We start from the raw sequence: 12563 nt of genomic DNA on the forward strand, positions 1-12563 counted from the left end.
TTCCATCTGCCGACCCCCTATTCAAGGAGAACAGGAGGCAGGCATGCCCGTTCTGTCTTTTCATGTCATCCAGCCAGTTGTAAACAGGGTTTTCATCCTGTTTGGCAATCCGCATCGGCATGACATAGAAGGAAGTTATCTTCTATCATATTTATAATTTACTATAACATCGTTTGAGAAACATCCCAGACAGCCATAAATCAGGAGAAAGGTACAATCCAGTATTATCTGATAAAAAGTAACAGCAAAACCCGTTATGGAAAGAAGAGAAGATTTGGGACCAGAAAATGTGCTGAAAAAAGAGAGGGGGCCATATAAAAAGAGAGATTAATAGGTCGCGAGATACCTCTTTGTCTCCCAGTCAGTGACCGCAGTCCGGAATGAATCCCACTCGATCTCCGCAATTAAGTTGAGGTTCTCGACGATATGAGAACCAAGGGCATTACAGATGAGCGGATCAGCCATCAGGAACTGGTTAGATTCAAACAGGCTACCTGGCAGAGTATCGATCCCTTCATCTTTCCGCTGACCGGCCGTCATATGGAAGATGTTCTTGTCTGCGCTCTTTGGCGGCTCAAGATCGTTTTTGATCCCGTCAAGACCAGCAGCAAGTATTGCCGCAAAGGTCAGGTAGGGATTACAGGTAGGGTCAGGGCTCCGGAGTTCCACACGGGTGCTCCGCCCACGCGGTGCTGGCACACGGACAAGAGCAGTACGGTTTGAAGCACTCCACCCGATGTAAACAGGGGCTTCATATCCAGGTACAAGCCGCTTGTAGGAGTTGATCGTCGGGTTTGCAACCCTCGTGATCGCTTTTACGTGCTTCAATATACCCGCAATGAATTTCATTGCAATATCCGAAAGCTGAAGCGGTGCAGCCGGATCATAGAAGGCATTCTGCCCATCCATTGTGGAGAGCGAACAGTTCGTATGCATACCTGATCCGTTAATCCCGAAGATCGGCTTGGCCATAAAGCTCGCATGAAGCCCCCGCTGAAGAGCGATCGTCTTGGTTGCAAACTTGAACGTGATCACATTGTCTGCCGTCATGAGTGCATCTCCGTACTTGAAGTCTATCTCATGCTGTGACTCTGCAACCTCGTGGTGCGATGCTTCGATATCAAAGCCCATATCGGTGAGCGCAATGATGATATCACGCCTGACATCTTCAGCCAGATCTGTTGGCGCAAGATCGAAGTAGCCACCCGTATCCTGTAGTTCAAGCGAAGGTTTCCCATCCTCCTGACGGAAGAGGAAGAACTCCAGTTCCGGGCCGGTATTGAAGATGTACCCCATCTTCGCCGCCTCCTCAACCTGCTTCCTGAGGATGTAGCGCGGATCACCCTCAAATGGTTTTCCTTTCGGCGTGTAGATATCGCAGATAAACCGTGCAGCCCGCATCGTATCCGGCCTCCAGGGGAGGATCCGGTACGTGGAGATATCAGGTTTCAGTACCATATCCGACTCTTCGATCCGTGCAAATCCCTGGATAGACGAGCCATCGAAGCTGATACCGTCAGTCAGCGCTTTTTCAGCCTGCTTCGCTGGGATCGCAACATTTTTTGCCATGCCGATGATATCGGTAAACTGGAGCCGAATGAACTTCACCCGGTCTTTCTCGATCTGTTCCAGGATTCTGGACACGTCGTCTCCTGACATATGGAAGATTACTTCTACTGATTACTATAAATAGCTAATGGAACAACCATATACATCCGGGAGTCTTGAAGAAATCGTTCCCGTGTGATACTCATGTGTGGCATTATCAGCGTCATTGACAGGTCAAAATCCGGAATGGATGGATCCCGCATTAAACATGCACTCTCACTGATGAATGAACGGGGGAGCGGCGAAGGGGCGGGTTATGCAGCATATGGCGTATATCCCGATTTTTCCGAATATTATGCCCTTCACGTCTTCTTCAATAATCTCGTCGAACCAAAGGGCAGCGTGGATGAGATCCTCAGAACATGGGGAGAGATTGAGTTTGAGGAGGAGATTCCAACCGTTGAACAGCCGGATCTCCGCCGCACCCATATTCCCTGGCGGTACTTCTTCAAGCCGGATATCTCTCTGATGCCCGGGAGCACAACCCCTGAAGAGGATATTGTAACGATGCTCGTGATGAAGATCAACACCACCATACAGGGGGCGCTAGTCTTTTCATCAGGAAAGAATATCGGCGTCTTCAAGGCATCAGGGTGGCCGGAGACCGTTGCGGACTTCTACCAGATCGATCAGTACGAAGGATACATATGGCTTGCCCATAATCGCTATCCGACGAACACATCAGGCTGGTGGGGAGGGGCACACCCCTTCAACCTACTTGACTGGAGTGTCGTCCATAACGGTGAGATCACCTCATATGGGACAAACAGGCGATATATCGAGAGTTATGGATATCGGTGTACCATGTTCACCGATACTGAAGTAGTTGCATACCTCTGCGATCTCCTCGGAAGAAAACACGGACTCCCTGAAGAACTGATGGTCAGGGCTTTTGCACCCCCCTTCTGGGATGAGATAGACAGGATGAAGGAGGCGGACTGTACGTTAAACAGTGCGATCAGGCTGACCTATGGATCGGCACTGATGAACGGGCCATTTGCCATTGTGGTTGCAACAGCAGACGGTATCGTCGGGTTCACCGACCGGATCAAGCTCAGGCCGCTGATCGCAGCAGAGGCAGGCGACCGGCTCTACATATCCAGTGAAGAAGCGGCGATTCGGAGAATGGAGCCAAATCTTGACCGTGTATGGATGCCCAAAGCAGGTGAGCCGGTGATCGGGAGGGTGAGAGTATGAGCATCGGCTCAATCCCGATTAAGTTCAAGGTCAGGATCGATCCATCGCGCTGCATGCTCTGTGAGCGGTGTATCGAGAACTGCCCCTATGGCACCTATCGCCGGGAGGGAGAGACGATATTTGTTGATTCACGGAACTGTGTCGCCTGCCACCGTTGTGTGGCGATGTGTCCACGGGATGCAATCACAATTGAAGAGAAACCAGTCGACTACAGGAGCCATCCGGTCTGGACACGGGGAGCGAGAGAAGCGATCTATAATCAGGCAAGGACAGGGCGAATCGTCCTCGCAGGAATGGGAAATGCAACCGATCTCCCGAGCATCTTTGATCGTCTTCTCCTTGACGCATGCCAGGTGACCAACCCGAGCATCGATCCGCTCCGCGAACCAATGGAGCTTCGGACATACCTTGGAAAAAAACCCCGGAAGCTTGAGATTAAACGGGAAAAAGATGGTGATATCGAACTGAATACAACCCTTTCCCCGAACCTCAAACTGAATATCCCGATCATGATCGGCCATATGAGCTATGGCGCAATCTCCTTAAATGCCCAGCTCTCAATGGCCCGGGCAGTTTCAAATCTTGGAACCTACATGGGAACCGGGGAGGGCGGACTGCACCCCTCACTCAGGCAGTACCAGGACAATATGATCGTCCAGGTCGCTTCCGGGCGGTTTGGTGTTGATATTGATTACCTTGAACGCGGTGCTGCAATCGAGATCAAGATAGGGCAGGGGGCAAAACCGGGTATCGGTGGACATCTCCCCGGTGAAAAGGTTGGTCCTGAGGTTTCACAGACCAGGATGATCCCCGAGAGGAGCGATGCAATCAGCCCGGCACCCCACCATGACATCTACTCGATAGAGGACCTCAAACAACTCGTACATTCCTTAAAAGAGGCAACCGAATGGAGGAAACCAGTCTTTGTCAAGATTGCAGCAGTTCATAATGTTGCAGCTATTGCGTCAGGTATCGCCCGGTCGTCTGCGGATGCAGTCGTCATCGACGGGTTCCGTGGAGGGACTGGGGCAGCACCCCGTGTATTCCGGGATCATGTCGGTATACCCATCGAAGCAGCAATCGCAGCAGTAGATCAGAAACTCAGGGCACAGGGTATCAGGAACGAGATCTCAATCATCGCTTCCGGCGGCATGCGTGATTCGGCGGATGTCACAAAGGCAATCGCCCTTGGTGCCGATGCGATCTATATCGGGACAGCGGCATTGATTGCTATGGGATGCAGGGTCTGCGGCACCTGTTATCGCGGACTCTGCCCATGGGGTATTGCAACTCAGGATGCAAAGCTTACGCAACGGCTGGATCCCGACATCGAATGGCAGCATGTGGCGAACCTGATTCATGGATGGACACTTGAGATCAGCGAACTTATGGGGGCAGCAGGGATCAACAGCATCGAGAGCCTTCGCGGGAACCGTGATCGTTTGAGAGGCTATATGCTCGATGAAGAGATGATGAATGTGCTTGATGTCAAACCTGTGGGGGCATAACAGATGGACAAAGAACTGGTTATCAATGCTAATGGAATCCATTACACCCCCTTAAATACCATGATCAGATCAGCAGTTGCGAGCGGGGTTGAACGAATCAGGATTGATAATGTTCTTGGGCAGCGATTTATCGCCGACGGTCTTAAAGGAACAGTCAGGATCAAAGTCTGCGGCACACCGGGCGGCGATCTCGGCATGTTTATGCGGGGGCCGGTTATTGAAGTCTTTGGCAACTGCGATCACGCACCCGGCAATACGATGGATGCAGGAGAGATCATCATCCATGGAAGCTCAGGCGATGCCACTGCGCACTCAATGCGAGGCGGAATAGTAATGGTTGAGGGTGATATCGGGTACCGTGGCGGAATCCACATGAAAGAGTATGGCGATCACCTGCCTGTCCTAATCGTCGGTGGAAATGCATGTTCCTTCCTCGGCGAATATATGGCAGGAGGGATTATCCTTGTACTTGGCTCTGGCAAAGAACATATCCTGCCTGATCGGGGGATCGGCACAGGCATTCATGGCGGCGAGATCTTTATCAGAGGCACCGTACCTGAACGGGCTCTCGGAGTCGGCGCACGCAAAGCAGAAGCGACCGAAGAAGATCGTGCAAGGATCGAACCGCTTATCAGGAGGTTTGCGGAGGTGTTTTCTGTTGATGTAGAGCCGCTCATTTCTGTAGAATATACCAGGATCACCCCTGCCAGCGGACGGCCATTTGCGAATAAATATACCTGGGAGTGAGTAAGCGTGCCTGGAAAAAGTTATGAAGATCTCAGGCGGGAAGTCTGGGATACCGGTCGATGCTGTGGCTGTGGTGCCTGTGTTGCAGTATGCCCAGCTGATGCCCTCATCTTCACTGCTGAAGAAAATACCCATCCCGTGAACCGTAATTACTGTAAAGAGGCAACAGACGGAGTTCCCTGCGGAGCCTGTTATGATGTCTGTCCACGAGTAAAAATTATTCAGGGAAGGGGGCTTCTTGGTGAGTTCCGGTCAATCATCTCTGCAAAAGCTGGAATCGCGATCCCCCACCGGCAGAGCGGTGGGGCGGTCACTGCCATCCTTGCCGATGCCCTCGACAACGGTCTGATCGATGCGGTCGTTTGCGTTGCCGAAGACCGGTTCACCCTCAAACCGGAGTCTGTTGTGATCACCTCTTCCGGCGAGTTAATCAAGCAGGCAGGGAGCAGGTATGCCTGGTGGGTACCCCTGCTTACAGCACTGAAGACAGCAGTGCTTGATAAGAAATGCAGAAAGATTGCCGTCGTCGGGCTTCCCTGCGTGACGGAAGCAGTTGCAGAAATGAAGGCAGCCGATAATGATCTTATACGACCATATGCCCACTCGATCAGGCTCGTGTTCGGCCTCTTCTGCACCGAGACATTTGATTATGATCACCTGGTGAATGATCTCCTGGGACACCGGTATCATATTCAACCATATGACGTAGAGAAGCTCGATATGAAGAAGGGGCTCCTCATCACAAAAACAAGTGGCGAGATGATCACAATTCCCATCAAAGAGCTGAGTGAGGCGGTCAGACCCGGATGCCGGATCTGTACCGACCTGACCGCCAGATCAGCCGACATCTCAGCCGGATCTGTTGGATCAGATCCAGGCTATACGACACTGATCATCAGGAGCGAAGCCGGGGAAGCGTTTGTGCAGTCAGCGATTGCATCGGGCGCACTATTAATCGAGAGAGAGATCGATGAGAGCATGATCGAATCCCTCGCCTCGAAGAAGGCGGCACGGGGAATTCCCAGAATGTCATCTCACCATCCATGAAGGACGGGGTGTCCCTGCCGGATGTGGTGAACACATTGAGGAGACTTTATTTCTCCCTCATATGATTCTCATTCAGCAGCATACTCCGGCTATATTACAACTTGAGTTAAGGAGATCGGGTACACTACACCATTTATCGTCACAATAATTTTCATTATATTGTAGCCCTTTTTTTGATCGTGCCATGGAATGCATAGGAAGCTTTATCATATTGTAGTGACAATATAACACTACGATGACCTGGATTCGGCGTATGAAAAAGGGGGACAAGGTATACCTGTGTGAATACCGGAGTGTCAGAGAAGGGAAGAAGGTCCGGAGTGAGTTTGTCAGATACCTGGGGATCGAAGGTGACCAGGAAAAAGTACCTCTCCCAAAGAAAACCTTGATAGACTGGAAACCACCTGAGCGATCCATTCGGGCAGGTGACGTGACCGTCCTCTGGTCAATTGCCAGTGAGATGATGATGCCTGAGATTATTGACCGGATATGCGGCCGTAAAGGACGGAGAAAAACGAATAGTCCGGGAAAACTTCTGACAGTATGGGCAATTAACCGGGCGCTCGATCCTGAAAGTACAACCAATCTTGAAGAGTGGATTGCGAGCACAGCACTCCCTGAATTGGCACAGTTATCTTTAAAGGGACTTGATAGAGACGCGTTTTATGCAGCTCTTGATTGTGTCTGCTCTGAGGATCCGGCAACAGACCATCTTGTTAACAATACTCCGGCAATTGATGAATCATTGTATGCGAAATGGAGAGATCTTCACCCGATACCAAACGGAGAATCAGAGGTTCTGGCATATGATATGACATCGACCCTCACCTATGGAGTTAGCTGCCCTCTTGCTGAAAAAGGTCATAATGCTGAGGACTGGCGACATCGGCAATTCAACCTCTCTCTTTTGGTCTCAAAATACGATTCTCAGCCACTGGCCCATATGGTTCATCCCGGAAATCACTCTTCGATGACCACTATGCAGCACGTTATTCCCCGACTGTCCGATTTTGCAATACGTAATGGAACTATTATCTGGGATAGAGGAAATACCTCGAAAAAAACGGTTGTTGCATTGGAGAGAATGGGATGGAAGGTTGTGTGCGGTGTCCCAAAGATCTCAAATGAAGTGAAAAGCATCATTATGGCAACCGAGGTTCCGGAAGATCCCGAGTCTTTGGTTCCCTGCAAAAAGACCGGAGAGTTGTATGCATGTACGGCTGTGGCTCCATTCTATGGCCAGGAACGGAAGGTGGTTATCTATAAAAACGTCACAAAATCGGCAAAATCGCTTATTCGGAGAAACAAAGCAATCTATGAGATTTCACATGAGTTAGAGCAGCTGAGTGGCAAACGATCGTTCAAGTCGCAAAGAGAGCTGGCGAGTGCGATAAAATCGATTGTCAATGGCTGGAGCAGTTTTTTTACAATACAGTACCCAGACGATGAAAACCAGATATCCTTCTCCTGGTCGCTGAATCAGAAAAGAGTTGATGATGCAAAAGCGATGGATGGAAAATTTCTGTTGTATGCAACAGATGAAACGTTTACCGCTCAGGAGATTGTCAGGATGTATCTTGAAAAAGACTTCATCGAGAAGGTCTTCAGGACAGTAAAGACGGATGAGGAGTTAAAACCAATCCGCCACAGATTGGAGTCACGGGTCAGGGCCATATTTTTTGTCTGTACCTTGGCATACCGATTGCTGGCTGCTCTTCGTTGGATGATCAATTCTTCGAATTCTCGACATATGACGTTATCAGCAACGCAATTCCTTCGAAAACTTGGAAGGGTCGAGATGTTAGAGGTGGATTTTGGGAAAGAGTATGAGGTGTTCTATGTGAATGTGATGAAGGATCTCAGTGAACAGGTGGTAGCACTCGGTATGAACGACCTCTTTGCAACTCGAAGGTTCCTAAAGGAGTAGTGTACATAAACTCCGTAATTCAAGTTACAAGCTCCCGGTACCGGTTCCGCACTGTAGCCACCGTCACACCGGCAGCCTTCGCCACCTCTCTCTGGGTCAGCCGCTCCCCGGATTCCAGTGAGGCGAGATATATCGCACCGGCTGCCAGACCATGCGATGCTTTCTCATCTTCTGAGAACAGTCCGGCTCTTCCGGAGAGTATCTCTTCGGCTCGTCTTTGTTGATTCTTCTTTATCTCAAGAGCAGCTGACAGGCGGTCAAGATCCAGCAGGATCGAGGCAGGGAGAAGAGGAGATTCGGTCTCATCCGTGATGGGGGTTGCGACCGCTTCAAGCTCAGCCCGTGATAGGCGGGATACTGTGGCGAACTCCTTGTCTTCAAGCAGCTGGGAGCACCTCCGGCAGGCTTGATACAGGGCAGATGATGCAGCTGCATAAACCGAGCCGCTTTGAGTCAGGGGTTTTTCTGAACACTCCGAATAGATCGCCCAGGCCGCTTCGATGACGTCGTCCTGAAGCCCGAGTGCAGAAGACATACGGGAGATCTCAGAGAGGGCTGATGCACGGGCCCTCTCAGAACGCTTTGTACCCTGCCTCTTTCTCCTCTGCTGGCGTATGCGCCAGAGAGGATAGCGGTACTGGAGTCGAGCCGGCTCCCAGGATTCCCGGGAAAGGACGGCAGCTGATGAAGGAGCTGAAGCGGCGTGTGAAGATGGTGAAGTGTGTTGGAGAGATAGCTCTGCGGTGATGAGAGATCCTTCATCAGCATAGCTTCCATGATCTCTGTCGGTGCCATATGAGATGACAAGGCCCTCTTCAGCGGCATATTCTCCACCTCTGCCAGGGGTATGAAGGGCATCCTGGCGGCGGCGGATCTTTTCGCCAACATCGCTGCACCCTGTCCGGGCAATTGTATCATCCGGGTTCAGGATGAGGGCCTTTTCATAGGATCTGATCGCTTCTTCGAACCTGCCGAGCTTTTCGAGCGCGACACCACGGCCGGTCCAGGCTACCGCAAGATCCGGATCGAGTGAGAGCCCCTTCTCATAGGAGAGGAGGGCATCTTCATATCTTCCAAGTCCGCCAAGGGCATTGCCACGGTTGCCCCATGCATGAGGATCATCAGGGTTGAGCTCAAGGGCCTTATCATAAGAGGCAAGTGAGTGATCATATCTCCCAATCTTCTCGAGTGCAACACCACGGCCGGTCCAGACCAGTGCATCCGTGGGATTGAGCGCAATTGATCGATCATAAGAGGCAAGAGAATCCTTATACCTGCCGAGATTCCCAAGTGCATTGCCACGGATATACCAGGCAAGGGAATGATCAGGATCGATTGAGAGGGCACGGTCATAGGAGGCAATCGCCTCATTCCTTCGGCCAATCTTCTCGAGTGCAACACCACGGCCGGTCCAGGCATTTGCATTTTTCGGATCGATCGCAAGCGCCTTATCGCAGGATGCAACCGCATCGGCATATCTTCCCAGAATACCCAGCGCATTGCCACGGTTTGCCCATGCACAACTATTGGAGGGATCGATTGAGAGGGCACGGTCATAGGAGGCAAGGGCATCCTCCAGCCGGCCAATCCCAAGAAATGAATTCCCACGGTTATACCAGGCTGTTGCATAGTCCGGTTGTATGGACAGGGCACGATCATATGATACCAGGGCATCATCATATCGGCCTAGATTCGCTAATGCATTGCCACGGTTATACCAGGCAGGGGAATTGCCGGAGTCGATTTTGATCGCCTTGTTAAAAGAATCGAGTGCTTCATCGTACCTGCAGAGCTCAGCAAGCGCCACACCGCGGCCGGTCCAGGCAAGAGCATCCTCGACATTCATTGAAAGAGCCTTATCATAGGATGCAAGTGCTTCGGTATAGTGTCCGAGTGCCCCGAGTGCAACACCACGGTTATTCCATGCCACGCGATCATCGGGATTGATCAGAAGAGCGTTGCCATAGGAGGATACCGCATCGGAATATCTTCCAAGACGGAGGAGGGCATTACCGCGGCCGGTCCAGGCATTTGCATTCTTCTGATCAAGGGCAAGTGCACGATCATATGATATAAGGGCATCTTCATATGCGCCAAGGCTCCGAAGCGCATTGCCACGATTATACCATGCATAACCATCTTTTCTGTTGATCGCAAGTGACCGATCAAATGAGGAGACTGCATCTGCATAGTTCCCGAGATTCGCCAGTGCCACCCCCCTGTAATACCATGCCGGTGCATCTTTCCGATTAATCGACAACGCCCGTTCGCATGACGAAATCGCATCGGCATACCTGCCAAGCCCGAGTAGCGCATTCCCCCGGTTCGCCCACATGAAGACATCATCGGGATCGAGGAGGAGGGCACGGTCAAAAGAGGCAAGAGCATCTTCATAACGGCCAAGATGGGTGAGGCAGGTGCTCCGTCCGGTCCACGCAACAGCATCGTCCCGGTCAATTGAGAGCGCCTTCTCATATGAGGCGAAGGCATCGACATAATGCCCTAGATCAGCGAGATCCCCGCCACGGTTAACCCAGGCAACAGCATCATCGGGATTGATTGCGATCGCACGATCATTTGACGCAAGCGCATCACCAAACCGACTGAGCGAGGCCAGTGCAACACCACGGCATACCCATGCAAGGGCACAATCCGAATCGAGCGCAAGTGCATGATCATAGGAGAGAAGGGCATCTTCCAGGTCTCCGAGGGCTGTCTGTGCCATGCCCCGGTTGATCCAGGCACCTATATTGCCGGGATCATGAGAGAGCGCTCTATCATTTAAGGCAAGGGCATCCAGGGAAGAGACCTGATCGATCTGGCAGCTGACGTTGCCAGGCTTGTGTATTGGAAGGCGCCTTTTCACATTAATCCCCACACCATCGAGCCGAAACAGCACACTACTGTATAACTCCATCGACCCGGAAGTTCTTGATTATTACCATTCAATGAGAAAAATGACTGATCCAGGGAGGTTGGGCAGAATCAGACCTTTCTATTGGATGCAATCTGTCACAAGCCATACCTGTAGTCCATTTATGGAAAAACATGTAATAAACCGGATCTTTCTATCAGATCTTTTTTATCACCATCAATGTGATATCATCAAACTGGGGAAGATCACCGACAAATAAACAGACTGATTCAAGTATCTTTTCCAGGATATCCTGCGCCGAAAGTGTTGCATTCTCGCGGAATATCATTTTAAGGCGATCTTCACCATACCACTCTCCCTTAGAATTGACAGACTCGGTAATACCATCCGTGTACAGGGCAATAACATCCCCGCTTTCGATAGAGATCACATCAGAGAAGTACTCTGCATCCTCAACTGCACCAAGGACAATCCCTGTTGGCATGAGCTCCTCAATAGACTGTGTCGCTGCCCGAAATACAACCGGAGGATTGTGCCCCGCATTGACATAGGTTATCGTTTGTTCCCGTGCTGAAATCCTGCCATAAAAGAGGGTGACAAACATCCCGGCCTTTGAATCCTGGCATATTATATTGTTTGCATCATAAATTGCAGATGCAGCATTCTTATGCCAGATTGCAGTCATCCTGACCACAATACGGGATAACGCCATAAAGAGTGCTGCTGAAACACCTTTTCCAGAAACATCAGCAATAAGGATACCTAGGGTTCCGTGCTCAAGTGGGATCACCTCAAATGGGATGATATCAAAGAAATCACCACCCACTTCCTTTGCCATCACACTTCTTGCAGCGATATCATAGCCTGAAAGTTTTGGGATATGATCCGGGAGGAAACTCTGCTGGATCTCTGCTGCGATCTGGAGTTCTGCATTCGAACGTGCAATGCGCCCCTCCATCTCCCGTCTCTCTGTAATATCCCGTATTGTCTCTATGGCACCGGTGATGTTACCCCTGGGATCATAGAGAGGGCTTGCCTTTGCCCAGAAATATCTGCCAGACGCTCCCAGACCCTGAATATAGGTATCTACAATCAATGTATCTCCTTCACGCTGCACATTGGAATACTTACTATCAACTTCGGCACCAGGTAATATGATAAGATTTGCAAGCATTGGCCTGCGTTCGCCATAAAATGGGATAGCATACTCATAGTCCCCTTTACCGAGCATCGATTCAGCAGGCACTCCGGTCAGTTCCTCCATCGCACGGTTCCATGTAATGACACTGCCCCCCATGTTGATCACAAATGTTGCATCAGGCAGAAAATTGATGATCTCTGTTAGGCTCTGGTGGGATCTGGCGATCTCCTCTTCGGCATGCTTCCGATCAGTTATATCCCTGATCGTCTCAATTGCACCGATGATCTCTCCATCCGGAGCATAGAGCGGACTGGCTTTCGCCCACAGATAGATCCCATCCGCCCCAAATGAAGGGATGAAGATATCAACAACCAGAGTGTCACCGGTCTTTTCGACACTATTATACCGCCTCTCGATCTCGACCTCCGGCATGAAGACCAGGTTTGCCAGGATCGGTTTCCGCTCCCCATAGAAGGGAAGAGCATACTCATAGTCGCCCTTGCCGAGCATCGA

General features: G+C 50.8%; 8 protein-coding genes. 5 read left to right on the forward strand and 3 right to left on the reverse strand.

Translation table 11 applies throughout. From position 1 onward, the window contains the following. Positions 1-327: 327 nt before the first annotated feature. Positions 328-1659 (reverse strand): type I glutamate--ammonia ligase, encoded by a 1332-nt coding sequence (gene glnA, locus FTO68_RS10205; protein WP_255333304.1) that lies wholly within the window; start codon positions 1657-1659, stop codon positions 328-330. Positions 1660-1752: 93 nt separating this feature from the next. Here glnA and FTO68_RS10210 point away from each other — a divergent pair, with 93 nt between their 5' ends. The 5 genes from FTO68_RS10210 to FTO68_RS10230 all read left to right on the forward strand — a co-directional run bounded on the left by FTO68_RS10210 (position 1753) and on the right by FTO68_RS10230 (position 8034). Continuing rightward, complete coding sequence (locus FTO68_RS10210) at positions 1753-2805, forward strand: class II glutamine amidotransferase (RefSeq protein WP_255333305.1); 1053 nt, start codon at positions 1753-1755, stop codon at positions 2803-2805. Continuing rightward, entirely contained in the window at positions 2802-4313 is a 1512-nt protein-coding gene (locus FTO68_RS10215; RefSeq protein WP_255333306.1) for a glutamate synthase-related protein, read from the forward strand. The genes FTO68_RS10210 and FTO68_RS10215 overlap by 4 nt, the downstream gene beginning before the upstream one ends. Positions 4314-4316: 3 nt before the next feature. Beyond that, on the forward strand, positions 4317-5060 hold the full coding sequence (locus FTO68_RS10220) for a GltB/FmdC/FwdC-like GXGXG domain-containing protein (protein ID WP_255333307.1): 744 nt from the start codon (positions 4317-4319) through the stop codon (positions 5058-5060). A gap of 6 nt (positions 5061-5066) precedes the next feature. Further along, complete coding sequence (locus FTO68_RS10225; RefSeq protein WP_255333308.1) at positions 5067-6107, forward strand: Coenzyme F420 hydrogenase/dehydrogenase, beta subunit C-terminal domain; 1041 nt, start codon at positions 5067-5069, stop codon at positions 6105-6107. 235 nt (positions 6108-6342) lie between these two features. Beyond that, positions 6343-8034 (forward strand): IS1634 family transposase, encoded by a 1692-nt coding sequence (locus FTO68_RS10230; RefSeq protein WP_255333309.1) that lies wholly within the window; start codon positions 6343-6345, stop codon positions 8032-8034. 19 nt (positions 8035-8053) lie between these two features. Here the strand turns inward: FTO68_RS10230 and FTO68_RS10235 are convergent, their stop codons facing one another. Both FTO68_RS10235 and FTO68_RS10240 read right to left on the reverse strand, forming a co-directional pair. After that, the gene (locus tag FTO68_RS10235; RefSeq protein WP_255333310.1) at positions 8054-10933 is read right to left on the reverse strand and encodes a tetratricopeptide repeat protein; all 2880 of its coding nucleotides are present in this window, start codon (positions 10931-10933) and stop codon (positions 8054-8056) included. A gap of 172 nt (positions 10934-11105) precedes the next feature. Continuing rightward, positions 11106-12563: SpoIIE family protein phosphatase (locus FTO68_RS10240; protein ID WP_255333311.1), on the reverse strand; the 1458-nt coding region annotated here is incomplete at its 5' end.

It is taken from the genome of Methanocalculus taiwanensis (assembly GCF_024372745.1).
Lineage (GTDB): Archaea > Halobacteriota > Methanomicrobia > Methanomicrobiales > Methanocorpusculaceae > Methanocalculus > Methanocalculus taiwanensis.

Bases quoted from the DNA above. Each gene is read 5' to 3' on its own strand.
- glnA (WP_255333304.1), bottom strand. From the start codon at position 1,659: ATGTCAGGAGACGACGTGTCCAGAATCCTGGAACAGATCGAGAAAGAC.
- FTO68_RS10210 (WP_255333305.1), top strand. From the start codon at position 1,753: ATGTGTGGCATTATCAGCGTCATTGACAGGTCAAAATCCGGAATGGAT.
- FTO68_RS10215 (WP_255333306.1), top strand. From the start codon at position 2,802: ATGAGCATCGGCTCAATCCCGATTAAGTTCAAGGTCAGGATCGATCCA.
- FTO68_RS10220 (WP_255333307.1), top strand. From the start codon at position 4,317: ATGGACAAAGAACTGGTTATCAATGCTAATGGAATCCATTACACCCCC.
- FTO68_RS10230 (WP_255333309.1), top strand. From the start codon at position 6,343: ATGACCTGGATTCGGCGTATGAAAAAGGGGGACAAGGTATACCTGTGT.